This is a genomic window from Maritimibacter sp. HL-12 (assembly GCF_900177545.1).
Classification (GTDB): Bacteria; Pseudomonadota; Alphaproteobacteria; order Rhodobacterales; family Rhodobacteraceae; genus Sinisalibacter.
This window is the reverse complement of the sequence record NZ_FXBQ01000001.1, coordinates 1097369-1120076: the sequence shown is the minus strand read 5'-3', so window position 1 is coordinate 1120076 and position 22708 is coordinate 1097369. Positions and strand designations below refer to the sequence as shown.

25 protein-coding genes are annotated in these 22708 nt (G+C 64.5%); 12 read left to right on the top strand and 13 right to left on the bottom strand.

What is annotated here, in order from left to right:
• Positions 1 to 4: 4 nt before the first annotated feature.
• The 7 genes from ccoO (at position 5) to ccoS (ending at position 6603) form a co-directional block, all read left to right on the top strand.
• Complete coding sequence (gene ccoO, locus B9Y97_RS05640; protein ID WP_085525827.1) at positions 5 to 754, top strand: cytochrome-c oxidase, cbb3-type subunit II; 750 nt, start codon at positions 5 to 7, stop codon at positions 752 to 754.
• 12 nt (positions 755 to 766) lie between these two features.
• On the top strand, positions 767 to 967 hold the full coding sequence (locus B9Y97_RS05635) for a cbb3-type cytochrome c oxidase subunit 3 (RefSeq protein WP_085528121.1): 201 nt from the start codon (positions 767 to 769) through the stop codon (positions 965 to 967).
• Between the two features lie 13 nt (positions 968 to 980).
• Positions 981 to 1847 carry a cytochrome-c oxidase, cbb3-type subunit III gene (gene ccoP, locus B9Y97_RS05630; protein WP_085525826.1) on the top strand — a complete coding sequence of 289 codons (867 nt, stop codon included), beginning with the start codon at positions 981 to 983 and terminating at the stop codon, positions 1845 to 1847.
• A 474-nt stretch (positions 1848 to 2321) separates the two neighbouring features.
• A complete protein-coding gene (ccoG, locus tag B9Y97_RS05625) occupies positions 2322 to 3749 on the top strand; it encodes a cytochrome c oxidase accessory protein CcoG (protein ID WP_085525825.1) in 1428 nt (475 codons plus the stop codon).
• On the top strand, positions 3746 to 4240 hold the full coding sequence (locus B9Y97_RS05620) for a FixH family protein (RefSeq protein ID WP_254900858.1): 495 nt from the start codon (positions 3746 to 3748) through the stop codon (positions 4238 to 4240). Before ccoG ends, B9Y97_RS05620 begins: the two co-directional genes overlap by 4 nt.
• A 48-nt stretch (positions 4241 to 4288) precedes the next feature.
• Positions 4289 to 6445, top strand: coding sequence for a heavy metal translocating P-type ATPase (locus B9Y97_RS05615; protein ID WP_254900967.1), 2157 nt, complete (start codon positions 4289 to 4291; stop codon positions 6443 to 6445).
• On the top strand, positions 6442 to 6603 hold the full coding sequence (gene ccoS, locus B9Y97_RS05610) for a cbb3-type cytochrome oxidase assembly protein CcoS (protein ID WP_085525823.1): 162 nt from the start codon (positions 6442 to 6444) through the stop codon (positions 6601 to 6603). Before B9Y97_RS05615 ends, ccoS begins: the two co-directional genes overlap by 4 nt.
• A 7-nt stretch (positions 6604 to 6610) precedes the next feature.
• Here ccoS and B9Y97_RS05605 read toward each other — a convergent pair whose 3' ends face one another.
• Both B9Y97_RS05605 and B9Y97_RS05600 read right to left on the bottom strand, forming a co-directional pair.
• Positions 6611 to 7249 carry a LuxR C-terminal-related transcriptional regulator gene (locus B9Y97_RS05605; RefSeq protein WP_085525822.1) on the bottom strand — a complete coding sequence of 213 codons (639 nt, stop codon included), beginning with the start codon at positions 7247 to 7249 and terminating at the stop codon, positions 6611 to 6613.
• A gap of 184 nt (positions 7250 to 7433) precedes the next feature.
• Positions 7434 to 8093: an arylesterase gene (locus tag B9Y97_RS05600; RefSeq protein WP_085525821.1), complete on the bottom strand. Its 660-nt coding sequence runs from the start codon at positions 8091 to 8093 to the stop codon at positions 7434 to 7436.
• A 25-nt stretch (positions 8094 to 8118) separates the two neighbouring features.
• Here B9Y97_RS05600 and B9Y97_RS05595 point away from each other — a divergent pair, with 25 nt between their 5' ends.
• A complete protein-coding gene (locus B9Y97_RS05595; RefSeq protein WP_085525820.1) occupies positions 8119 to 8790 on the top strand; it encodes an ABC transporter ATP-binding protein in 672 nt (223 codons plus the stop codon).
• Positions 8787 to 11315 carry an ABC transporter permease gene (locus B9Y97_RS05590; protein ID WP_085525819.1) on the top strand — a complete coding sequence of 843 codons (2529 nt, stop codon included), beginning with the start codon at positions 8787 to 8789 and terminating at the stop codon, positions 11313 to 11315. Before B9Y97_RS05595 ends, B9Y97_RS05590 begins: the two co-directional genes overlap by 4 nt.
• A gap of 39 nt (positions 11316 to 11354) precedes the next feature.
• Here the strand turns inward: B9Y97_RS05590 and B9Y97_RS05585 are convergent, their stop codons facing one another.
• The 10 genes from B9Y97_RS05585 to B9Y97_RS05540 form a co-directional block, all read right to left on the bottom strand.
• Positions 11355 to 12134 (bottom strand): succinate dehydrogenase iron-sulfur subunit, encoded by a 780-nt coding sequence (locus B9Y97_RS05585; RefSeq protein WP_085525818.1) that lies wholly within the window; start codon positions 12132 to 12134, stop codon positions 11355 to 11357.
• A gap of 58 nt (positions 12135 to 12192) precedes the next feature.
• Positions 12193 to 13035, bottom strand: a complete 843-nt coding sequence (locus B9Y97_RS05580) for a hypothetical protein (RefSeq protein WP_085525817.1) — start codon at positions 13033 to 13035, stop codon at positions 12193 to 12195.
• Between the two features lie 7 nt (positions 13036 to 13042).
• Positions 13043 to 14848, bottom strand: coding sequence for a succinate dehydrogenase flavoprotein subunit (gene sdhA, locus B9Y97_RS05575; RefSeq protein WP_085525816.1), 1806 nt, complete (start codon positions 14846 to 14848; stop codon positions 13043 to 13045).
• A gap of 10 nt (positions 14849 to 14858) precedes the next feature.
• Positions 14859 to 15236, bottom strand: coding sequence for a succinate dehydrogenase, hydrophobic membrane anchor protein (gene sdhD, locus B9Y97_RS05570; protein WP_085525815.1), 378 nt, complete (start codon positions 15234 to 15236; stop codon positions 14859 to 14861).
• Between the two features lie 10 nt (positions 15237 to 15246).
• Positions 15247 to 15639 carry a succinate dehydrogenase, cytochrome b556 subunit gene (sdhC, locus tag B9Y97_RS05565; protein WP_085525814.1) on the bottom strand — a complete coding sequence of 131 codons (393 nt, stop codon included), beginning with the start codon at positions 15637 to 15639 and terminating at the stop codon, positions 15247 to 15249.
• Positions 15640 to 15902: 263 nt separating this feature from the next.
• Positions 15903 to 16187: a hypothetical protein gene (locus B9Y97_RS05560; protein WP_085525813.1), complete on the bottom strand. Its 285-nt coding sequence runs from the start codon at positions 16185 to 16187 to the stop codon at positions 15903 to 15905.
• A gap of 60 nt (positions 16188 to 16247) precedes the next feature.
• The gene (locus B9Y97_RS05555) at positions 16248 to 17282 is read right to left on the bottom strand and encodes a MaoC family dehydratase (RefSeq protein WP_085525812.1); all 1035 of its coding nucleotides are present in this window, start codon (positions 17280 to 17282) and stop codon (positions 16248 to 16250) included.
• Positions 17282 to 17488, bottom strand: a complete 207-nt coding sequence (locus B9Y97_RS05550; protein WP_085525811.1) for a DUF1737 domain-containing protein — start codon at positions 17486 to 17488, stop codon at positions 17282 to 17284. The genes B9Y97_RS05555 and B9Y97_RS05550 overlap by 1 nt, the downstream gene beginning before the upstream one ends.
• A 10-nt stretch (positions 17489 to 17498) precedes the next feature.
• The gene (locus B9Y97_RS05545; protein ID WP_085525810.1) at positions 17499 to 18047 is read right to left on the bottom strand and encodes an NnrU family protein; all 549 of its coding nucleotides are present in this window, start codon (positions 18045 to 18047) and stop codon (positions 17499 to 17501) included.
• 3 nt (positions 18048 to 18050) lie between these two features.
• Positions 18051 to 18905, bottom strand: a complete 855-nt coding sequence (locus tag B9Y97_RS05540; protein ID WP_085525809.1) for an HpcH/HpaI aldolase/citrate lyase family protein — start codon at positions 18903 to 18905, stop codon at positions 18051 to 18053.
• 169 nt (positions 18906 to 19074) lie between these two features.
• Here B9Y97_RS05540 and B9Y97_RS05535 point away from each other — a divergent pair, with 169 nt between their 5' ends.
• Positions 19075 to 19383 carry a hypothetical protein gene (locus B9Y97_RS05535; protein WP_085525808.1) on the top strand — a complete coding sequence of 103 codons (309 nt, stop codon included), beginning with the start codon at positions 19075 to 19077 and terminating at the stop codon, positions 19381 to 19383.
• A 3-nt stretch (positions 19384 to 19386) separates the two neighbouring features.
• Here B9Y97_RS05535 and B9Y97_RS05530 read toward each other — a convergent pair whose 3' ends face one another.
• A complete protein-coding gene (locus B9Y97_RS05530; protein ID WP_254900857.1) occupies positions 19387 to 20139 on the bottom strand; it encodes a sulfite exporter TauE/SafE family protein in 753 nt (250 codons plus the stop codon).
• 162 nt (positions 20140 to 20301) lie between these two features.
• Here B9Y97_RS05530 and mdh point away from each other — a divergent pair, with 162 nt between their 5' ends.
• Both mdh and sucC read left to right on the top strand, forming a co-directional pair.
• Positions 20302 to 21264 (top strand): malate dehydrogenase, encoded by a 963-nt coding sequence (gene mdh / locus B9Y97_RS05525; RefSeq protein WP_085525806.1) that lies wholly within the window; start codon positions 20302 to 20304, stop codon positions 21262 to 21264.
• Between the two features lie 245 nt (positions 21265 to 21509).
• The gene (gene sucC, locus B9Y97_RS05520) at positions 21510 to 22703 is read left to right on the top strand and encodes an ADP-forming succinate--CoA ligase subunit beta (RefSeq protein WP_085525805.1); all 1194 of its coding nucleotides are present in this window, start codon (positions 21510 to 21512) and stop codon (positions 22701 to 22703) included.
• Positions 22704 to 22708 lie beyond the last annotated feature (5 nt).

The window sequence follows — 22708 nt, the reverse complement described above, 5'->3', positions numbered from 1 at the left end:
ACAGATGGCACTTATTGACAAACACGTCATCATCGAGAAGAACGCAACGCTTCTGCTCATCTTCTCGCTCCTGGTTGTGACCGTCGGCGGTATCGTCGAGATCGCGCCGCTGTTCTATCTCGAGAACACGATCGAGGATGTAGAGGGCGTGCGCCCCTACTCCCCGCTCGAGCTCGCGGGGCGGGACATCTACATCCGTGAGGGTTGCTACGTCTGCCATAGCCAGATGATCCGCCCGATGCGGGACGAAGTGGAGCGATACGGCCATTACTCACTGGCAGCGGAGTCGAAATACGACCACCCGTTCCAGTGGGGCTCGAAGCGGACGGGGCCCGACCTCGCCCGCGTCGGCGGCCGCTACTCGGACGAATGGCACGTCGACCACATGATCGATCCGCAATCGGTCGTGCCGGAATCGGTCATGCCGAAGTATGCCTTCCTGATGAACAACGTGATCTCGCCCGAGAGCATCTACATCGAAGACCTGATGGCCACGCACCGTTTCGTGGGTGTGCCCTATGGCGACGAGCAGATGGAAATGGCTGTGGCCGACTTCTGGAGCCAGGTCGATCCTGACGGGAGCATCTTCGAAGACGCCGACCCGGACGCCCTGCTTGAGCGCTACCCGGGTGCGCAGACGCGCAACTTCGATGGGCAGCCCGAGGTGACCGAGATGGACGCGATGATCGCCTATCTTCAGGTGCTGGGCACGATGGTCGATTTCTCGACCTTCGAACCTGTCGCAAACCGTTAAGGGAGACGTATGATGGAAGGTCAGGACACATACACCGTCTTCCGCGCCTTCGCGGATAGCTGGGTGCTCCTCGCCATGTTCCTGTTCTTCATCGGTGTCGTTGTCTGGGCATTTCGCCCAGGCAGCAGCCGGATCTACAAGGACACGGCGAATATCCCTTTCCGTCACGAAGACAAACCTGCCGGTGACGGGGATTCCCCCGGCGCTCATTGAAGGAGGACCGGCTTTGAGTAAAGACGACAAAAACAAGGTCAATACCACTGGTCACGAGTGGGATGGCATCGAAGAGTACAACAATCCATTGCCGCGCTGGTGGGTGTGGATTTTCTACGCAACGATCATCTGGGGCATCGGTTACACCATCGCCTATCCGGCCTGGCCGCTGGTGAAGGAAGCCACGCCCGGTCTGCTGGGTTTCTCGACCCGCGCCAACGTGCAGTCCGAGATCGAGCGGTTCGAGAGCATGAACGCCGAGGTCAAGGCGGAACTCGCAAGTGCGGATCTGGCCACGCTCGCCGACAACGCGGATCTGTATTCCTACGCGATCCAGTCGGGCAGCGCGACATTCGCGACCTTCTGCTCGCAATGCCATGGCTCGGGCGCGGCGGGGGCCAAGGGCTACCCGAACCTGCTCGACAACGACTGGATGTGGGGCGGCGACATCGAGGAAATCGCCTATACCATCCGGCACGGCATTCGGAACGAAGAGGACTATGACGCCCGCTATTCCGAAATGCCCGCGTTCGGCGATGATTACCTCTCCGACGAGGAAATCACCAACGTGGTGGCCTATGTCCTGTCGCTTTCGGGTCTCGAAAGCGAAATGGGCGAGGTGTCGGCGGGCGAGGAAGTCTACCTCGACAACTGCGCCAGCTGCCACATGGAAGACGGCACCGGCGACCGGATGCAAGGTGCGCCGAATCTCACCGACGCGATCTGGCTCTACGGGTCATCCTTCGCCGAGGTCGAGCACTCGGTTCGCGTCGGGCCGTTCGGCGTGATGCCGGCCTGGGGTGAAGAGGGTGTTGGCCTCGACGACGCCCAGATCCACGGCGTTGCCGCATACGTTCACCAACTGGGCGGCGGCGAGTAACGCCGGCCAGAAAAAGAGTTCCGGGGCGTGAAAACCTCGGAAAAGGCACCGGCCCCAGATCCTGTTCGCGCGTTTCTCCGGGGTCGGTGCCACCAATAGCGAGGGCCGGGGCATAGCCTCGGCCCTTTGCCGCTTCCGATCGGACCGCCGCGCCCCGCCGTGAGGCGAGGCGCGGCCCACTCGTTACAAGGAGGGACGGATCCGGTTCAGCGCGTTTCTCCGGGATCGCGTCGCGGAGTGTCGGGGCAGAATGTCGCAGGCGCAAGCCCCCGGAACGGGTGGCGGGCCATCAATTTTAAGTTATATCTAAGATTGAGGTTTTTCAGACGAGGCACGATTTTGCGCGGATTGCCTTAGGGACAAGGCATTTGCGCATGCCGCAGCTGGCCCGGAAACGGTTGATCCATATCAAAGTGATATCCGGTACCGCTCAATACAACCAAGCTCAACACGCTCAGCAGGTATTTTTCCGCCATGGCAAGTGATACTCCCGATACTCCGGACCAACTCTACTCTGCGCGGGAGCCGGTGTTTCCCCGTCGCGTGAACGGGTTTTTCCGGTCGCTCAAGTGGTGGATCATGGGGATCACGCTGGGCATCTACTATCTGACGCCCTGGATCCGCTGGGACCGGGGGCCCAATCTTCCCGACCAGGCCGTGCTGATCGACATGGCCGGGCGGCGCTTCTTCTTCTTCTGGATCGAGATCTGGCCGCACGAGTTCTATTTCGTCGCGGGCCTGCTGATCATGGCGGGGCTCGGCCTGTTCCTGTTCACCTCGGCGCTGGGCCGGGTCTGGTGTGGCTACGCCTGCCCGCAAACCGTCTGGACCGACCTCTTCGTGCTCGTCGAACGCTGGATCGAGGGCGACCGCAACGCCCGTGTGCGGCTTTGGAAGCAAAAGTGGAACGCCGAGAAGATCCGCAAATACGCCTTCAAGTGGGTCGTGTGGTTCCTGATCGCGCTGGCAACTGGCGGTGCCTGGGTGTTCTATTTCGCCGACGCGCCGACGCTGCTTCACGGGTTGCTGACCTTCACCGCCCCGTCTGTTGCCTATGGCACGGTGCTGGTGCTGACGCTGACCACCTTCGCATTCGGCGGTTTCGCGCGCGAACAGATGTGCATCTATGCCTGCCCCTGGCCGCGCATCCAGGCCGCGATGATGGACGAAGACACCATCACAATCGGTTACCGCGAATGGCGCGGCGAGCCGCGTGGCAAGGGCAAGGAACGCGAGGGCCTGGGCGACTGCATCGACTGCAACGCCTGCTTCAACGTCTGCCCGATGGGGATCGACATTCGCGACGGGCAGCAACTGGCCTGCATCACCTGTGGTTTGTGCATCGACGCCTGCGACGACATGATGGACAAAGTCGGCAAACCGCGCGGATTGATCGACTATCTCGCGCTGAAGGACGAAGCCGAAGAGCGGGTTGCCGGCAAGCCGGTTCACCACGTGGCCAAACATGTCTTCCGGCCGCGCACGATCCTCTATTTCGTGCTCTGGGCCGCCGTCGGCGTGGCGCTGGTCGTGGCGCTTTTCGTGCGCTCGGACATGCAGATCACGCTGAGGCCGGAGCGCAATCCGGTTTACGTGATGGAATCGGATGGATCGATCCGGAACACCTATGAACTGGGTATCCGCAACATGCATGGCGAAATGCGGCCGTTCTACGTTTCACTCGGCGAAAACAGCACGCTCGATATCGAGGTTCAGGGAACCGAGGGAACTGTGGTAGAAGCACCTGCGGACGAGGAAACCAAGGTGCGTGTCTACGTGACCGCGCCGGCGGGTTCGCCGGAAGCAGGCACCGACCGGACGCCGATCCGGATCTGGGTGACCGATGGGGAAAGCGGAGACCGAACCTCGCGCGACACGGTTTTCAACGGAACGGGGCAATGAACGCAATGGCTAACAACGACAATGCGAAGGGTAGGGAAATTACCGGCCGCAAGGTGTTCATCATCTTCGCGGGCGCATTCGCCATCATCATCGGGGTCAACCTGTTCATGGCCTACTCTGCCATCGGCACCTTCCCCGGTCTAGAAGTCAAAAACTCCTATGTCGCCAGCCAGACCTTTGACGACGAGCGCAAGGCCCAGGAGGCGCTTGGCTGGGAGGTCGAAGCGCGCTTCGACAACACCGATCTCGTCCTCGACATCATCGGTCCGAACGGAATGGCCGCACGCGTCGAGGAGATCAACGCAACGCTGGGGCGCGCGACGCAACGCACCGACGATCAGGATCTCGCCTTTATCCAAGACCTTGACGGCGCGCACGTGGCACCCGTGGGCGAGCTTGCCCCGGGCAAGTGGGAGCTTCGCCTCCTTGCCACCGCCGCAAACGGCGTGCCGTTCCGCCAGCGTATCGCGCTCTACGTGTCCGGGAACTGAACCTTGGCCGCGCCCATATCGGCCTGCCCGGCCTGCGATGCCGCCCATATCGCCGAGGACACGGCGGGCAAGGGGTATCGCGGCAATGGTCAGGAGGCGCAGCGGATCATGCTTTCGCTGCCCACGGCCTATTGCGCGGCCTGTATCGTCGGCGTCGAGGGCAGCTTGCAGCAGTTGCCGGGGGTGCGCTCGGCGCGGGTGAACTTGACGCTCAAGCGTGCCACCATCGAAGCCGATCACGACGTGGAACCGCAGGAACTGGCGGATTTCCTCACATCCATCGGCTACGAAGCCTACGAGTTGGACCCCGGCGTTCTCTCTACCACGGCAACGGAAAAATCATCCCGCGACCTGCTGATGCGGATGGGCGTGGCCGGGTTCGGGATGATGAATGTCATGCTCCTGTCGGTCGCGGTCTGGGCGGGTGCAACCGACGCGACCCGCGACCTGTTCCACTGGGTCTCGGCGGCGATCTCGCTGCCCATCGTCGCCTTCTCGGGCCAGCCCTTCTTCAAGAGCGCCTTTACCTCGCTGCGGGCCAGACGGCTCAACATGGATGTGCCGATCTCGCTCGCGCTGATCCTCGCGTCGTCGATCTCGATCTACGAGACCGCCAACAGCGGACATCATGCCTACTTCGATGCGGCGATCATGCTCACCTTCTTCCTGCTCGCGGGCCGCTATCTCGATCACCGCACCCGCGCAGTGGCGCGCTCGGCGGCGGAGGAACTTGCCGCGCTCGAAGTGCCGCGCGCGCATCGCGTGCTTGCCGATGGCAAGGAGGAAGTGGTTTCGGTCAACGAAATCGCGGTGGGAGACCTTGTGCGGGTGGTGCCCGGCGCGCGGGTGCCGGTCGATGGCATGGTCGAGGAGGGCGAAAGCGAGGTTGACCGCTCGCTGCTCACCGGCGAAAGCCTGCCGGTGTTTGCCGGACCCGGCGAAATGCTGAGCGCGGGCGAGGTGAACCTGACCGGGCCGCTCCTCATCCGCGTGGCGGCAGCCGGCAAGGATACCTCGCTGCATCGTATGGCCGATCTCGTGGCGATGGCGGAAACCTCGCGCAACCGCTATACCTCTCTGGCCGATCAGGCAGCCAAGCTCTATTCGCCCCTGGTGCATGTGTTGGCGCTGTCCGCCTTTCTCGCCTGGCTCTGGATCTCGGCGGGCGATGTGCGGCTTTCGATCAACATCGCGGTGGCTACCCTGATCATCACCTGCCCCTGTGCGCTTGGCCTCGCGGTGCCCGCGGTGACGACGGCGGTCTCAGGCAAGATGTTCCGGCAGGGGATGCTGCTGAAGTCCGCCACCGCGACGGAGCGTCTCGCGCAGGTCGATCACGTGGTGTTCGACAAGACCGGGACACTCACCGAGGGCAAACCGCGGCTCGACAATTACGGCGATCATACGCCCGAGGATCTCGCCGTAGCACTGGCGCTGGCGCAGGGCTCTTCGCACCCGCTGGCGCAGGCGATCGTGAACGCCGCGCAGGACGAGGGCATCCGGGCGGCGCGGGTATCCGATGCGAAGGAAGTGCCCGGCCACGGGATCGAGGCGATCTGGTCGGGCCAGACGGTGCGGCTTGGCCGCGCCGAGTGGCTCGGTGCCAAGGGCATCGACCGCACCGCCACCTATCTCAAGATCGGCAAGCGCCCCGCCGTGGCCTTCACATTCACCGACAACCTGCGCGAAGGTGCTGCGGAAGCGGTGGCCTCGCTGAAGAAACAGGGCATGAAGGTCACACTGATTTCGGGCGATGCGCCCGCTGCGGTGCAGGATGTGGCCTTCCGGCTTGGCATCGAGGATTACCGCGCGTCGATGCTGCCGGACGACAAGGTTGCCGCCGTCGAGGCGTTCCGGGCCGAGGGTCGCCACGTGTTGATGGTGGGCGACGGGCTCAACGACACCGCCGCGCTCGCCGCCGCGCATGTGTCGATCTCGCCCGCCACGGCGCTGGAGGCTACCCGCGTTGTGTCCGATATCGTGTTGCTTGGCCGCTCGCTTGAGCCGATCGGTGGATCTGTGGCGCTGTCGCGCTCGGCCACGAAACGGATTCGCGAGAACTTCGGAATCTCGGCCGGCTACAACCTGATCGCCGTGCCGATCGCGCTGGTCGGCCTTGCCACGCCGCTGGCCGCGGCCTTGGCGATGTCGCTCTCTTCGATTACGGTGTCGCTGAATGCCCTGCGACTGAAAGGCACGCCGTGAACGTCCTCGTCTACCTGATCCCGATCTCGATCCTGCTGGGTGGTTTCGGTCTGGCGGCGTTTTTCTGGACCCTGAAGACCCAGCAATACGATGACCCCGAGGGCGATGCGCATCGGATCTTGCGCGACGAATGGGATGACGCGCCGCCAAAAGACTGAGGCTGCCTCAGACGATCGCGAAATCGCGTGCGATCATCGCCGCGTGGGTGCGGTTGCGCGCGCCGAGTTTGCGAATGATCGAGCGCACATGCATCTTCACCGTCACTTCCTGGATCTGGAAGGCATGGGCGATTTCCTTGTTCTGCAGCCCCTTGCAAATACCGGCAAGAACCTGAACTTCGCGGTCGGAGAGCGTACCTATGTCGCGCATCTGGGCGAGGACATGTTCACGGTCGAAAATGGCAAAGGAAACGCCTGCCTGAAGCAGCAATACGGCGGCGTGGAAGGCATCAGGCGGCATATCAAGGGGTAGCACGGCATTGGCACCTGCAGCCAACGCAAGGTCTGCAACATTGTGTGTCGCCGGGGAGACCAGAACAGCGATCGGACGTTCGGCGACAAGGTCCAGGGCGGAGCGAATGCCGCCGAGCCCCTCCATTCCCGGGAAATCGAAATCGAGCAACAAGACGTCGGGTGCGTCGTGACCGTTGAAACGCGCGATCACGCGGTCAGGATCGGTTTCGATGATGTAGGCGGCCAGCCCTTTTTCAACCGGGGCAGCCCCCCGGGCTACCGGGAGTTCCGAAATGCCATTGGTCGATCCGGGCCCTAAGGCGACCAACACTTGCACGAACTGTCCCTTCATTCGAAAGCCGGTCTTGTAAGCCGGCGTTCTGTCTTTTTTCGCATGGCGACCCCTCGAATTACACCTATCAATAGGGATAGGGTGCCGCGCCGCAATCAAGACGGGAGTGAAAGCATCATTGCATTCCAATAAGTTATTATATGAATACTTCGCGAAATGCAAATTTCGCCGGAGAAAAGCCGATTCAATCGTCCGGAATTCCGCGCACGAGGTCGAGCACGGCGGGGCCCATGCGCTCCACGATCATCTCCACGCCCTTCGCATTCGGGTGAGTCGCATCCGCCTGAAAATAGTCGCGCAACGCTGCCTGCCGGTCTTCCAGCTCGACGAGACCCTGCAGGAACTGGCCGAACAAGGGCACGTCATGCTTTTCGGCGAGGTCTGGGTAGATCGCGTCGAAATCGGCCTTGAAGCCGTCGCCGTAGTTGCCGGTTGCTTCCATGCCCACCAGAAGCGCGGGAAGGTTGCGCGCGCCGATCTCGGTGAGGATCGCGTCGAGGTTTTCTCGGGTGTCGGCCGGGTCGACCCCGCGCAGCAGGTCGTTGCCGCCGAGCGCGACGAGCACAGCGTCCACCTCGGGGGTGAGCGACCATGCGATGCGCGCGGCACCCCCCGCGGTGGTGTCGCCGGAAACGCCGCCATTGATCACGATCACGTCAGCGCCTTCGGCTTGCAGCCAGGCTTCGAGGGTGGGAACAAATCCGTCCCGGTCCGCCAGACCGTAACCTTGGGTGAGACTGTCGCCGAAGGCGAGCAGGGTGACCGGCTCGGCCATCGCGGGCAGTGCGAGAAACGGTATTGGCAGGAGGGCCTTGGATAGCAGCCCGCCGCGCCCATATGCCATTGAGATAAAACGGAAGGACGCCTTGATGGCCGATACGATCCTCACCCTCAGCGACGCGCGGCTGAAGCTCATGGGCAACGCCGGGCCGGTGGAGATCCTGAAAGGGATCACGCTTGGCGTGACGCGGGGGGAAACGCTGGGGCTCACGGGGCCATCGGGCTCGGGCAAATCGTCACTCCTCATGCTCATGGGCGGGCTCGAGCGCGCTACCGGCGGCAAGGTGGAGGCCCTCGGGCAAGACCTTGGCGCGATGGGCGAAGACGCGCTCGCGCGGTTTCGCAGGGATCATATGGGGGTGGTGTTTCAGTCTTTCCACCTGATCCCGACGATGACGGCGCTGGAAAACGTGGCCACCCCGCTGGAACTGGCCGGGGCCAGCGATGCCTTCCCGCGTGCGGCGGAGGAACTGGAGGCGGTCGGCCTCGGTGGACGGATCGACCATTACCCGGCGCAGTTGTCGGGCGGCGAGCAGCAGCGCGTGGCGCTCGCCCGTGCCGCCGTCGTGCGGCCGGCGATCCTGCTGGCCGATGAGCCGACCGGCAACCTCGATGGCAGCACCGGCGCGGCGATCATGGACCTGTTGTTCGGCCTGCGCGACCGCCACGGGGCCACGCTGGTGCTCGTCACCCACGCGCCGGAACTGGCGGAACGTTGCGACCGCATCGTGCAACTCGTCGACGGGCGGCTTGAGCAATGAGCTTTGCGGTCGCCACGAGGATCGCCCGCCGGGAACTGAGCGGCGGGCTGAAAGGCTTTCGGATCTTCCTTGCCTGTCTTGCGCTCGGTGTTGCGGCGATTGCGGCCGTTGGCAGCGTGCGCGCCTCGATCGAGGCGGGCCTCGCGCGCGAGGGCGCGGTGCTGCTCGGCGGCGACGCGATGGTGGAACTCACCTATCGGCGGGCAAGCGACGCGGAACGCGCGGTGCTTGAGGGCATATCCGAGGCGGTATCGGAGGTTGTCGATTTCCGCTCGATGGCGCAGCTTCCCGACGGATCGGATCGCGCGCTCACGCAGGTCAAGGCGGTGGACTCGGCATGGCCGCTCTACGGTGCGGCCGGGCTCACACCCGAGATGTCGCTGGACGAGGTTTTCGCCGGGCGCGACGGGCAGCCCGGGGTGGCGATGGACCCGCTCCTGATCGACCGGCTCGAACTTGAGGTCGGCGATCCGGTGCAGCTTGGCGACGGCACGTTCTTGCTGATGGCCGCGCTCACCGAGGTGCCTGACAACGCCACCGCAGGCTTCGGCTTCGGCCCGCCCACGCTGGCGCGGATCGACGATATGGAAAGCGCAGGGTTGATCCGCGAGGGCACCCTGTTCGACGCGCAATACCGCCTTCGCCTGCCACCGGGGGCCGATCTTGACGAAACGCGCGCGCAGGTCGAGGCCGCCCTGGCGGAGTCTGCTCCGCGCTGGCGCGATGCCCGAAACGGTACACCACAGGTGCGCCACGCGGTCGAGCGGCTGGGCAGTTTTCTCGTGTTGGTGGGGCTTGCCGGGCTCGCCGTGGGCGGTGTGGGCATATCCGCCGCCGTGCGGGCCTATCTCGATGAGAAGACCGAAACCATCGCCACGTTGAAGGTGCTTGGCGCCGATCGGCGCACGATCTTCGCGATCTACGCGTTGCAGATCGGCGCGCTTGCGCTGGTTGGCATCGCCATTGGCCTGGTGCTGGGGGCCGGTTTGCCGCTGGCCTTTGCCCCGCTGATCACCGGCGCGCTGCCGGTGCCCGTCGAGGTGGGGATTGCGTCCAAGCCATTGGCGGAGGCCGCGCTCTACGGGTTGCTCGCGGCGGCGCTGTTCACGCTCTGGCCCTTGGCGCGCACGGAAAACGTTCGTGCCGCCGCGCTCTACCGCGACGCCGCCGCAGGGGCGGGACAATGGCCGCGCCCGGTGTTCCTGGCGCTCACCCTGGTGCTGCTGGCCGGGCTGGTGGCCGTCGCGGCGTGGTTCTCGGGCATTGCCAAGCTCACGCTCTGGGCGGCGGCGGGCGTGTTCGCGGCCTTCCTGCTCCTGGTTCTCGCCGGGATCGCGGTGCGACGGGTGGCGCGCTGGCTTGCCGGGCGCAAGGCGCTGCGCGGACGACCGACGCTGCGCATGGCCTTAGCCTCGGTTGGCGGGCCCGGCAACGAGGCGGCGTCGGTCGTGCTTTCGCTCGGTCTCGGTCTCTCGGTGCTCGCTGCCGTGGGCCAGATCGACAACAATCTGCGCGGCGCGATCTCGCGAGAATTGCCTGGCGTCGCGCCGAGTTTCTTCGTCGTCGATATCCAGCCCGACCAGATCGAGGCGCTCAGCGAGCGGGTGACGGGCGATCCGGGCGTGCGCGAGATGGAACGCGCCCCGATGCTGCGCGGGCGGATCACCAGGATCAACGATCGACCAGCGGAAGAGGTCGCGGGCGATCATTGGGTGGTGCGCGGCGATCGCGGTGTGAGCTACAGTGCCGAATTGCCGGAGACCACCCGGCTGGTGGCCGGGGAATGGTGGCCCGAAGATTATTCCGGCGATCCGCTGATCAGCTTTTCGGCCACCGAGGCGGAGGAGATCGGCCTCACCCTCGGTGACAGCATGAGCCTCAATATCCTCGGGCGCGAAATCACCGGCACGGTTGCCAGTTTCCGCGACGTCGATTTTTCAACCGGCGGCATGGGGTTCACGGTTACGCTGAACCCTTCCGCGCTCGCCGGTGCGCCGCACAGCTGGATTGCCACGATCTACGCCGATCAGGCTGCGGAGGCCGGGCTGATGCGCGATCTGTCACGGACCTGGCCCAATATCACGGTGATCTCGGTGCGCGATGCGATTGCGCAGGTAACCGGGCTGATGGGGCAGATCGCGGCGGCGATCACCTATGGCGCATTGGTGACGCTGGCCACGGGCGCGGTGGTGCTGATCGGGGCTGCCGCAGCGGGTGAGCGGGCGCGCACCTACGAAGCGGCGGTGCTCAAGACGCTCGGCGCGCCGCGCGGTCGGGTGCTGGCCAATTTCGCGCTGCGCTCGGCTATCCTGGGGGCGGCGGCCGGGTTGGTCGCGGTCTTCGCGGGCGGCCTTGCGGGCTGGGCGGTATCGCGCTTCGTGATGGAGACCGATTTCGTCTTCGATCCGGGCTCGGCACTGGTGATCGTCACCGGCGGCATCGCGGTGACGCTGCTTGCCGGCCTCGGGTTCGCCTGGCGCCCGCTCTCGGCCAGCCCGGCGCAGGTTCTGCGGGCACGGGAGTAGGGCAACGGGTCTTGAAAGCCGTTGCCCCTGCCGTTGCGTTCACACCTGCCGTTCGACCTGCAACTTCTTGATCTCGGCGATCGCTTTCGCCGGGTTCAGACCTTTCGGGCAGGTCTGGGCGCAGTTCATGATCGTGTGGCAGCGGTAGAGCTTGAACGGGTCTTCAAGGTTGTCGAGCCGTTCGCCGGTGGCCTCGTCGCGGCTGTCGATGATCCAGCGATAGGCGTGGAGCAGCGTGGCCGGGCCGAGGTAGCGATCTTCGTTCCACCAGTAGCTCGGGCAGGAGGTCGAGCAGCAGGCGCACATCACGCATTCATAGAGCCCGTCGAGCTTCTTGCGATCTTCGATCGACTGTTTCCACTCCTTCGCGGGCGGGGCGGATCTGGTTTCGAGCCAGGGCTTGATCGAGGCATGCTGGGCGTAGAAATGGGTCAGGTCCGGGATCAGGTCCTTGACCACGGCCATGTGCGGCAGGGGGTAGATCTTCACGTCGCCCTTCACCTCGTCGATCCCGAAGATGCAGGCGAGGTGGTTCTGGCCGTCGATGTTCATGGCGCAGGAGCCACAGATGCCCTCGCGGCAGGAGCGGCGGAAGGTGAGCGTCGGGTCGATCTCGTTCTTGATCTTGATCAGCGCGTCCAGAACCATCGGGCCGCAGGTGTCGAGATCGACGAAATAGGTATCGACCCGGGGATTCTCGCCATCGTCCGGGTTGTAGCGATAGATCATGAACTTCTTGAGCCGCTTGGCACCGTCGGGCTTGGGCCAGGTTTTTCCTGTGCGGATCTTCGAGTTTTTCGGAAGGGTCAGTTGCACCATGTCGCTACCTTTCGATCCAAGGCGAGGGCGGGAAGACCGCCCGGGGTTCCTGTCTGTGTCATGCCCGTGGGCCTTGCCCGGGCACATCGGGCGCGAAGAGCGCCTGGTTGTCGATGACGATCTGCATGACCTTGTTGCGCGCCTGCGGCCCAAGGTTGGCGGCGTTGGCCTGCCGCATGAATTCCAGCGCACCGGGGTTGAGGCTCTGGTTTGGCTGCCATGCGAGCGGGGAGAGCGCGGCGATCTGCGCCTCGGAGAGCCCGGCAAAGCGCAAAAGCTGCTGGCCGGGCCGCTTCGGGTCTGGTTCGTCCTCCAGCGCGAAGACGGCAACGCGGTCGTCGCCCACGGCGCTGCGGAGCCGGGAGGCAAGTCTGTCCCACGTGCCGCAATCGGCGGTTTCGGCGGTGAAGTCGTCGAAGGTGCCGGAGTAGCCATCGGTCTTGACCGCCTGGTTGTGCACGCTTCGTTTCCACGCCGCCATGTCGCGGGTGTAGAAGGCATAGCGCGGCACGAGAGGCGCGAGGTGACGCTCGTAGAGCGCCACGAGGCGTTCCAGCATCGGGTAGAGCGTTGTGACCCCGGGGTTGCCCAGCATCGCGCCGGGCAGGTTCTCGTGGCTGATGAGGGCGGGCAATTCGCCCGCTGTGATCTCGTCACGCACCGCCTCGATCTGGGCCACGAGGTGCGCCTCGCGTTCGGGGCTTGGGTCGAGGCTGAAATCCACCGCGGCGCGGCCCATGCGCTGGGCCGGGGTGCCCTGCACCGGCATCCGCACCACGAGCTGCGCCGCAAGCGCATCGGCATTGCGGCGTAGCAGGTGATGCAGCGCGGTTGAGGCGGTTTTCTGCACCCCGATGTGCAGAGTGACCGCCCGCGCGCCTATGCCCCGGTATTCGGCCATGGCGGGCTCAGAAGGTCCGCGCTCTGGGCGCGATCTTGTCGAGGCTGATGCCGCCTTCCGCCTCGGTGGTGAGCGGATCGAGCACGACAGGGCGATGGCTGAGATCGACCTTGTTGCCCTCGATCCGGCTGATCGTGTGCACCCGCCAGTTCTCGTCGTCGCGGGTGGGGAAATCCTCGTGCGCATGGGCACCCCGGCTTTCGTGCCGCGCCTCGGCGCCAACAATCGTCGCGAGCGCGTTCGGCATGAGGTTGGTCAGCTCCAGCGTTTCCATCAGGTCGGAGTTCCAGATCAACGACCGGTCGGTGACCCGGAGATCGTCGAGCTTGGCGGCGACGCCGGTCATCAGTTCGACGCCTTCCTTCAGCACGTCCGAGGTGCGGAACACCGCGGCGTGGCCCTGCATCGTCTTTTGCATCTCCAGCCTGAGGTCGGCGGTGGGCACGCTTCCGGTCGCGTGGCGCAGCCCGTCGAAACGATCGAACGCCTTGTCGAGCGAAGCCTTGTTCACGGGGGCGTTGGGCTTGCCCGGCGCGATGATCTGGCCCGCGCGGATCGCGGCGGCGCGACCGAACACCACGAGGTCGATCAACGAGTTGGAGCCGAGACGGTTGGCACCGTGAACGCTGGCGCAGGAGGCCTCGCCCACGGCCATCAGGCCGGGCACGGTGGCGTTGGGGTTGTCGGCCGTCGGGTTCAGCGCCTCGCCCCAGTAGTTGGTCGGGATGCCGCCCATGTTGTAATGTACCGTCGGCAGAACCGGGATCGGCTCCTTGGTGACATCGACACCGGCGAAGATCGCCGCACTTTCGGAAATGCCGGGCAGGCGCTCGGCCAGCGCTTCCGGCGGCAGGTGCGAGAGGTTGAGGTGGATGTGATCACCCCCGGCACCGACACCCCGACCCTCCCGGATCTCCATCGTCATGCAGCGCGAAACGTAGTCGCGCGGGGCGAGATCCTTGTAGTTGGGGGCGTAGCGTTCCATGAAACGCTCGCCTTCGGAGTTGGTGAGGTAGCCACCCTCGCCCCGCGCGCCCTCGGTGATCAGGCAGCCCGCGCCGTAGATGCCGGTGGGGTGGAATTGCACGAACTCCATGTCTTGCAGCGGCAGGCCCGCGCGCGCCACCATGCCGCCGCCGTCGCCGGTGCAGGTATGGGCCGAGGTGGCCGAAAAATAGGCGCGGCCATAGCCGCCGGTGGCGAGCACCACCATCTTGGCGGAAAACAGGTGGAAGGTGCCGTCGTCGAGCTTCCAGCACAGAACACCCTGCACCGCGCCATCGTCGCCCATGATCAGGTCGATGGCGAAATACTCGATGTAGAACTCGGCGTTGTGCTTGAGCGACTGGCCGTAGAGCGTGTGCAGGATCGCGTGGCCGGTGCGGTCGGCAGCGGCACAGGTGCGCTGCACCGGCGGGCCATCGCCAAATTCGGTGGTGTGGCCGCCGAAGGGACGCTGGTAGATCTTGCCTTCCTCGGTGCGGCTGAACGGCACCCCGTAGTGCTCCAGTTCGTAGACCGCGGCGGGCGCTTCGCGGGCGAGGTATTCCATCGCGTCGGTGTCGCCGAGCCAGTCGGAGCCCTTCACGGTGTCGTACATGTGCCATTGCCAGCTGTCGGGGCCCATGTTGCCGAGGCTTGCGGCGATGCCGCCCTGGGCGGCAACGGTGTGAGAGCGGGTGGGGAACACCTTGGTCACGTTTGCCGTGCGCAGGCCCTGTTCGGCCATGCCGAGGGTGGCGCGCAGGCCAGCGCCGCCGGCACCGACCACGACCACGTCATATTCGTGGGTTTCGTATTCGTAAGCTGCCATGTGTGTGTCCTCAGGCGCCGAAGAAGATTTTCAGGATCGCGATGGTGCCGATCAGGGCAAAGGAGGCGCTCATCAGGCGCATGGTGATGATCAGTACCAGTTCCAAGCGGCCGTGGATGTAATCCTCGATCACCACCTGGATACCCTGGAAGAAGTGCAGGAAGGCGGTGAGCATGAAAGCCACGGCGACGGTGGCGTTGATCGGGTGGCCATAGGCGGCGCGCACCGATTCGTAGCCATCGCCCATGTTGTAGGCGAGCGGGAAAAGGAAAAGCGGCGTCAGGATCAGCAAGGCGATGGAACTCACCCGCTGCTCCCAAAAATGGCCGGTGCCCGAGCGGGCCGAGCCGAGGCCGGTGGCGCGTTTGCGATCGGTCATGTAGCGCATCGGGTTCTCCTTACACCGCGAGGGCGACCCAGATGGTCGCGATGGTGAGAAGGGCCGTGGCCACGAGGCCGACGACGGCGGTGCGGTTGACGCGCTTCTGCCCGAAATGCGAGCCGGTGTCCCAGACCAGGTGGCGAATGCCGTTGACGAAATGGAACCACGCGGAAACGACCCCGCCGAGCAGGACGAGCCAGCCGAGCCACGAGGTCATCAACCCGTTGACCGTCTCGAACGCCGAAGGCGACCACGCCAGCGCGAAGAACCATATGGCGATCAGCGCGGTGACCACGCCAAGGGCGACGCCGGTCATCCTGTGCAGGATCGACATCGCCATGTTGAGCGGCCATTTGTAGACTTGCAGATGCGGCGAGAGGGGGCGGTTTCCCCGGTCCACGTCAGCCATGACATGCCCTTTCGAAGCTGTTGGCGGTTCTGCACATGCATAATCAATTTCATCCGCCTGTCACGCCCGGAGGGCGCGGAAATGTCGCATGAGAGCGGAAACGTGAAAGGTTTTCGGCATTCGTGATCACAAGGTTAAATATTGTGATCACTATTTTGGAGGCCTCGCAACCGGCAGGCAGGAGAATCGCGTTCGCCGGAAGGCCAGGAATATCGAAAACCCGATATTTGAATGTTTTGCGCGGCGGCGCGCGGCGTGGAGTCTCACAAAAGAAAGGCAATCAGCGCCGCTACGAGCACCACCTCGAGTCCCGCGGCGATGCGCCAGAGTGCGAGGATGATGATCGCCAGTGAGAGGCCCGACAGCGCGCCGCCAAATGCGCGGTAAAGGCCGGTGAGCACGTTTTGCAAGCCGTCGGACGGCGGATCCGCTTCGGAGCCGAGCATCTCGGCATGACAGCCCATCGGCACCGGCGAGAAGCTGTATTTCAATCCCATCACGAGGGCCCCGAGGCCCGCGAGGCAGAACAGAACGACAGAAAGAACCATGACCAAAGACCTCCCTATGCGGGCAGCCTGGCACGTTTCCGGCATATTCTCAGGTATGCGTCAGGTCGGCATCAACGCCCAGTAGTCGAGATCGAGAAGCACTTCGGGGAGGTATTTGCCATCCTCGCCCCTGAGCGCGAAGGCCGGGGCACCGTGTTTCACCGCGACCAGCCGCAGCCGCACCGCGCCAACGCCGGGATGGGTTGTCTCGGCCTTGTCGAGCACCTCCGACCAGGCCCGCAGGGTATCGCCCGCAAAGCAGGGATTGGCATGGGTCCCGGCGTTCAGGCCGACGATCATCTGCGCGTTCGCGAGTCCGTTGAAGCTGAGCGCGCGGGCCAGGCTGATGACGTGGCCGCCATAGATCAGCCGCTTGCCGTCGTCGCGGTTGGTGGCGTCGAAATGCACCTTGGCGGTGTTCTGCCACAGCCGCGTGGCGATCATGTGCTCGGCTTCCTCGATGGTCACGCCGTCGACGTGGTCGATCTTCTCGCCGATTGCGTAATCTGCCATCCGGTGCCGCTCGCCCGCGAGGGTGAAATCGTAGCGCGCAAAATCGAGCCCGTCGGGGATCGCGAGGTGTTCTGGTGCAAGTGCGGGTTTGAGTTCGGGCACCAGCGTGTCGGGGGCATCGGCTTCCGGGTCGCGTTTGCGCACCATGACCCAGCGGATGTAGTCGAGCACCGGCTCGTCGTTCTGGTCGAGCCCGCGGGTCCGCACCCAGACCACGCCCGACTTGCCGTTGGAATTCTGCTTGATCCCGATCACTTGGCTTTCCGCGCGCAGCGTGTCGCCGGGCCAGACCGGCTTCAGCCAGCGGCCTTCGGCGTAGCCAAGGTTGGCCACCGCGTTCAGCGAGATATCGGGCACGGTCTTGCCGAAGACGATGTGGAAAGCGGCGAGATCGTCGAGCGGCGATTGGTCGAGGCCACAGGTGCGGGCGAACTCGTCGGAGGAATAGAGTGCGTGGCGTGCGGGATAGAGCGCGTGATAGAGCGCGCGTTCGCCGCCCGACACGGTGCGCGGCACGGCATGGGCGATCACCTCGCCGATGCGGTAATCCTCGAAGAACCGGCCCGGGTTGGTCTTGGCCATCACTGCTCACCCAGCTTCATGTCGGGCTGATACTCCTTGCCGGGCACGTCCTTCACCACGGCCTGTGCACAGCGCATGACGCCGTTTGCACCGTCGAAGCTGTAGGCCGGGCCGCCATGCAGCACCCAGCCCGCGTTCAGCGCGGCGGTGACCTTGTGGCTGAACTCCGGCGTGTCGTCGCCGGTGAGAAGGCGGTAGAGCTTCATCGTGCGCTCCTTATCCGAATGCGGGGTAGCCGAGCAGGTAGTGGGCCCAGGAGATCAGCCCGTAGACGACGAGCGTGCCGACCACGGCCATGGTTTCCTTCTTCGCGGTGAAGGGGCCGGCGGGGCGCACATCGTCGGTTTGCCGGTTGATCAGGATCACCGAGGCCACGGCCCAGGCGAGAAGTCCGCCGAAAAGCACGAAAGAGGGAATGTCGCCGTTCACGAGAATATGCGCCAGCGCCCATGCCTTGACCGCCGTCAACTGCGGATGGCGGATTTTCGAGGTGATCCAGGTTTTCATGCCCGAGGCGGCAAAAAGATAGACCGCGAGAAGGTTCAACAGGTTGTTGATCCCCACGGTGGCCGGGTGGCGGCCCCAGAACATGGCCCCGTCGGCGGCGCGGTAGCCGATTACCATCAACACGATGCCGGCCAGCGCCACCAGCGCGACGAGTCCTTTGCCGCGGTCTTCCCCAAGGCTGGCGCGCAGGCCGGGGGCGATCCGTTTGAAGGTGTGGGAGAGCACCCACAAGATGAGGCCGAGAATGAGCAGGGGCATGGGTTATCCTTCGAGGTCTGCAATGGCATCGGCCTTGGCGATCAAGGCCTTCGCCGTCACAATATGCAGATTCTCGACGATCTTTCCATCGACAACCGCCACGCCCTGCCCGGCGGCTTCGGCTTCCTCGAAGGCGGCGATCTGGCGGCGGGCGAGCTCGAGATCGGCCGCGGAGGGCGCAAAGACCTCGTTGGCGATGGCGATCTGGGCGGGGTGGATCAGGGTTTTGCCGTCGAAGCCGAGATCGCGCCCCTGCTCGCATTCGCGCCTCAGCCCCTCCTCGTCCTTGAAGGCGTTGTACACGCCGTCGACGATCGGCACGCCATCGGCGCGGGCAGCGATCAGGCTGATCTGCAGCGCGGTCATGATCTCGGCGCGGTCGGGTCCGGGGCGGGCGCCAAGTTCCTTCACCAGATCGTTGGTGCCCATCACGATCCCGGCGAGACGCGGGTGGGCGGCGATTTCCTTGGCATTGAGCACGCCGGAGGCGGTTTCCATCATCGCCCAGATCGGCACGTCCGACATCATCTCGGCCAGAGTTTCGATATCGTAGGCGGAATTGACCTTGGGCAGCAGGATGCCGTCGATCTCGGCGTTTCGGAAGGCCTGGATATCGGCATTGCCCCAGCGACTTTCGAAGCCGTTGATCCGCACGAGCTTGGCCCGGTTGCCGTAGCCGCCCTCGTCGAGTTCAGTGCGCAGGGTGGTGCGGGCCGCATCCTTGGCGTCGGGGGCCACGGCATCTTCGAGGTCGAAGATAATCGCGTCGGCGGCAAGCCCACGGGCCTTGTCGAGCGCACGCGCGTTCGAGCCCGGAATATACAGCACCGAGCGATAGGGGCGCATCGACTGGGTCATGATTCTCTCCATCCGGCAATTTTGTTGCGCAACCGACCACATCGGCGCAGGAATCCGCAAGACCCAATTTGCCGCAATGCAGCGAAATCTGGGCGTACGCGGGGTTAACCCGGCCTTTGCCGCTGAGCGCCAGCCTTCCCGGGCCATTCACGCACGGAAAGGACAGGCGATGACCCGCGAAATCCTCACCCTCGGCCTTGGTCTCGGTGCCATCCTGCTCGCGACGCAGGCGCTTCGCGCGCAGGAAACCAGCTGCGGCGAACGCGCGATGATCGTAGAGCGGCTGGCGCGCGACTATGGCGAAAGCCGCCAGTCGCTCGGGGTGGTCGGTGGCCGCCAGGTGCTGGAGCTCTTCGCGTCCGACGAAACCGGAAGCTGGACGATCCTGCTCACCGCGCCGGACGGGATCGCCTGCCTCGTGGCGGCGGGTGCGCGGTTTCGCCGGTTCGATCCGGTTGCGCCGGGCGAGCCCGCGTGAGGATCAGGTGAGCGCGTCCCAGATCAGCTTGAGGCCGGTGAGCGTTAGAAAGACGTACGTGAGGGTGAAGAACCACCGGTCGGTCAACTTCCGGTGCGCCAAGACGCCCAGCCAGACCCCGAGCACGGCGAAGGGCACGAGGATGAGATCGGCGCGAGCGGTTTCCCAGGTGAAGATGCCGAGGAAGAGATAAGGCAGGAACTTCAGCAGGTTCACCGCCCAGAACACCAGCACGGTGGTGCCCTGGTAGGTGGTCTTGTCAAAACCGCGGGTGAGCAGGAACACTGCCGACGGCGGCCCGCCGGCATGGCTGATGAAGCTGGTGAACCCGGTCACCGCTCCGGCGATCCGCCCGCCCCAAAGCGACATCGGCCGCGTGCCCGGTCGGTAGAGCCCGAGCCGCTTCGCCGCCTGCCAGCCGACGAAGGCCAGCGCCACCGCGCCGATCAGGAAGCGAAACAGGTCGGGATTGCTCACCGAATAGAGCGCGGCCCCGAGCACAATGCCGGGTACCGCGCCGACGATCAGCGCCAGCGCCGAGGGAGTGTCCCAGGTTTTCCAGTAGGGTTTGAGCGCGGTCACATCCATCAGCATGAGCAGCGGCAGCATCAGCCCGATCGCCTGGCCGGGCTCCAGAATCAGCGCCAGAAGCGGTGTGGCTGCGAAGGCAGCGCCGGAGCCGAAGCCACCCTTCGAGACGCCCGCGAAGATCACTGCCGGGATCGCGACGAGGAAGAATGTCAGGTCGAGTTCCACGCGTGCGTTTCCCGGAAGCCCCTCATTCTGAACAGGTTTAGCGGTATCAATCGGCGGCGCAAGAGGCGGGGTATCGCCCGCGCTGCGGCGTGGCGGGCTTGCGTGGCAGCGTAACCGGGGGTAGGCAACCGGCACCAAACAAACCTGATCGGAGATCATTTCATGGCTCGACCCAAGATTGCCCTCATCGGCGCAGGCCAGATCGGCGGCACGCTCGCCCATCTCGTCGCGCTCAAGGAACTCGGTGACGTGGTTCTCTTCGACATCGCCGACGGCACGCCCCAGGGCAAGGCGCTGGACATCGCGGAATCGGGCCCGGTCGAAGGCTTCGACGCGGCGCTGAAGGGCACGACGGATTACGCCGATATCGCGGGTGCCGACGTCTGCATCGTCACCGCCGGTGTGCCGCGCAAACCCGGCATGAGCCGCGACGACCTGCTCGGCATCAACCTCAAGGTGATGAAGGCGGTGGGCGAAGGGATCAAGGCCAACGCCCCCAACGCCTTCGTGATCTGCATCACCAACCCGCTCGATGCGATGGTCTGGGCGCTGCAGCAGTATTCCGGCTTGCCCGCCGAGAAGGTGGTCGGCATGGCGGGCGTGCTCGACGCGGCGCGCTTCCGTCATTTCCTCTCGGTCGAATTCGAGGTGTCGATGAAGGATGTCACCGCCTTCGTGCTCGGTGGTCACGGCGACACCATGGTGCCGCTCACCCGTTACTCGACGGTTGCCGGCATCCCGCTGCCCGATCTCGTGGAGATGGGCTGGACCACCCAGGAGAAGCTGGACGCGATCGTGCAGCGCACCCGCGACGGCGGTGCCGAGATCGTCGGCCTGCTGAAAACCGGCTCGGCCTTCTACGCCCCGGCCGCCTCCGCCGTGGAAATGGCGGAAGCCTATCTGAAGGACCAGAAGCGCCTGCTGCCCTGCGCGGCTTACGTCGACGGCGCTCTCGGACTCGACGGCATGTATGTCGGCGTGCCGACGATCATCGGCGCTGGCGGCATCGAGCGGATCGTCGATATCAAGCTCGCCAAGGACGAGCAGGAGATGTTCGACAAATCGGTCGATGCGGTCAAAGGGCTGGTGGAAGCCTGCAAGGGGATCGACGAAACGCTTGCCTGAGACCTGTGGAATGCGAACGCGAAGGCCGGGCCCTGTGCCCGGCCTTCTGCGTTGAAGGGGTGACTCGCCGGGATCGCCGGCTGCGACAGCCTGTCGCAATCCTCATTTGTGATCACGCGTCGGAAAAATGTGATCACGAATAAGGAAAATCGGGGCCGAAAGGTGCCCGCTTGGTAAAAAACCGTTTCTTCACCCCCGTGTGCTGTGCAATGTGCGCAGCAATCGCAAGCAAACGGGATAGGTTCATGAACATCCATGAATACCAGGCGAAGGCGCTTCTTCGCAGCTACGGCGCACCGGTTTCCGACGGCCGGGTCGTTCTCAAGGCCGACGAAGCCAAAACCAAGGCAGGTGAGCTCGACGGGCCGCTCTGGGTGGTGAAGGCGCAAATTCACGCCGGTGGTCGTGGCAAAGGCCACTTCAAGGAAGCCGGTGCGGGCGAGAAGGGCGGCGTTCGCCTTGCCAAATCGGTCGAGGAGGCCGCCGAGGAAGCCAAGAAGATGCTCGGCCGCACGCTGGTGACGCACCAGACCGGCCCGGCGGGCAAGCAGGTCAACCGCATCTACATCGAGGACGGCTCCGGCATCGAGCGCGAGCTTTACCTCGCCCTGCTGGTCGATCGCAAAACCAGCCGGATCTCCTTCGTCTGCTCCACCGAGGGTGGCATGGACATCGAGGAAGTGGCGGCGAAGACGCCCGAGAAGATCCTGTCGTTCAGCGTCGATCCGGCCACCGGCTACCAGGGTTTCCACGGTCGGCGCATTGCTTTCGCGCTCGGCCTCGAAGGCGCTCAGGTCAAGCAATGCGTCGCGCTGATGGGCACGCTCTACAAGGTCTTCACCGAGAAAGACATGGAGATGCTCGAGATCAACCCGCTGATTGTGACCGATACCGGCGATCTCAAGGTGCTCGACGCCAAGTTCGGCTTCGACGGCAACGCGGTCTACCGCCACCCCGACATCGCCGAACTGCGCGACACCTCGGAGGAAGACCCGAAAGAGCTGGAAGCCTCGAAATACGATCTCAACTACATCGCGCTCGATGGCGAGATCGGCTGCATGGTGAACGGCGCGGGCCTCGCCATGGCGACGATGGACATCATCAAGCTCTACGGTGCCGAGCCTGCCAACTTCCTCGACGTGGGCGGCGGCGCGACCAAGGAGAAGGTGACAGAAGCCTTCAAGATCATCACCTCCGACCCGCAGGTGAAGGGCATCCTCGTCAACATCTTCGGCGGCATCATGCGCTGCGACGTGATCGCGGAAGGCGTGATCGCGGCGGTGAAGGACGTCGGCCTCAAGGTGCCGCTGGTGGTGCGCCTCGAAGGCACCAACGTGGAAGAGGGCAAGGCGCTGATCAACAATTCCGGTCTCGACGTGATCGCCGCCGACAACCTGTCGGATGGTGCCGAGAAGATCGTCAAGGCGGTGAAGGGGTAAGGCAG

What these genes read in the sequence shown, in the direction of transcription:
- ccoO (WP_085525827.1), top strand. Translation starts at nt 5, where the DNA reads ATGGCACTTATTGACAAACACGTCATCATCGAGAAGAACGCAACGCTT.
- B9Y97_RS05635 (WP_085528121.1), top strand. Translation starts at nt 767, where the DNA reads ATGGAAGGTCAGGACACATACACCGTCTTCCGCGCCTTCGCGGATAGC.
- ccoG (WP_085525825.1), top strand. Translation starts at nt 2,322, where the DNA reads ATGGCAAGTGATACTCCCGATACTCCGGACCAACTCTACTCTGCGCGG.
- B9Y97_RS05620 (WP_254900858.1), top strand. Translation starts at nt 3,746, where the DNA reads ATGAACGCAATGGCTAACAACGACAATGCGAAGGGTAGGGAAATTACC.
- B9Y97_RS05605 (WP_085525822.1), bottom strand. Translation starts at nt 7,249, where the DNA reads ATGAAGGGACAGTTCGTGCAAGTGTTGGTCGCCTTAGGGCCCGGATCG.
- B9Y97_RS05600 (WP_085525821.1), bottom strand. Translation starts at nt 8,093, where the DNA reads ATGGCATATGGGCGCGGCGGGCTGCTATCCAAGGCCCTCCTGCCAATA.
- B9Y97_RS05595 (WP_085525820.1), top strand. Translation starts at nt 8,119, where the DNA reads ATGGCCGATACGATCCTCACCCTCAGCGACGCGCGGCTGAAGCTCATG.
- B9Y97_RS05590 (WP_085525819.1), top strand. Translation starts at nt 8,787, where the DNA reads ATGAGCTTTGCGGTCGCCACGAGGATCGCCCGCCGGGAACTGAGCGGC.
- B9Y97_RS05585 (WP_085525818.1), bottom strand. Translation starts at nt 12,134, where the DNA reads ATGGTGCAACTGACCCTTCCGAAAAACTCGAAGATCCGCACAGGAAAA.
- B9Y97_RS05580 (WP_085525817.1), bottom strand. Translation starts at nt 13,035, where the DNA reads ATGGCCGAATACCGGGGCATAGGCGCGCGGGCGGTCACTCTGCACATC.
- sdhA (WP_085525816.1), bottom strand. Translation starts at nt 14,848, where the DNA reads ATGGCAGCTTACGAATACGAAACCCACGAATATGACGTGGTCGTGGTC.
- sdhD (WP_085525815.1), bottom strand. Translation starts at nt 15,236, where the DNA reads ATGCGCTACATGACCGATCGCAAACGCGCCACCGGCCTCGGCTCGGCC.
- sdhC (WP_085525814.1), bottom strand. Translation starts at nt 15,639, where the DNA reads ATGGCTGACGTGGACCGGGGAAACCGCCCCCTCTCGCCGCATCTGCAA.
- B9Y97_RS05560 (WP_085525813.1), bottom strand. Translation starts at nt 16,187, where the DNA reads ATGGTTCTTTCTGTCGTTCTGTTCTGCCTCGCGGGCCTCGGGGCCCTC.
- B9Y97_RS05555 (WP_085525812.1), bottom strand. Translation starts at nt 17,282, where the DNA reads ATGGCCAAGACCAACCCGGGCCGGTTCTTCGAGGATTACCGCATCGGC.
- B9Y97_RS05550 (WP_085525811.1), bottom strand. Translation starts at nt 17,488, where the DNA reads ATGAAGCTCTACCGCCTTCTCACCGGCGACGACACGCCGGAGTTCAGC.
- B9Y97_RS05545 (WP_085525810.1), bottom strand. Translation starts at nt 18,047, where the DNA reads ATGCCCCTGCTCATTCTCGGCCTCATCTTGTGGGTGCTCTCCCACACC.
- B9Y97_RS05540 (WP_085525809.1), bottom strand. Translation starts at nt 18,905, where the DNA reads ATGACCCAGTCGATGCGCCCCTATCGCTCGGTGCTGTATATTCCGGGC.
- B9Y97_RS05535 (WP_085525808.1), top strand. Translation starts at nt 19,075, where the DNA reads ATGACCCGCGAAATCCTCACCCTCGGCCTTGGTCTCGGTGCCATCCTG.
- mdh (WP_085525806.1), top strand. Translation starts at nt 20,302, where the DNA reads ATGGCTCGACCCAAGATTGCCCTCATCGGCGCAGGCCAGATCGGCGGC.
- sucC (WP_085525805.1), top strand. Translation starts at nt 21,510, where the DNA reads ATGAACATCCATGAATACCAGGCGAAGGCGCTTCTTCGCAGCTACGGC.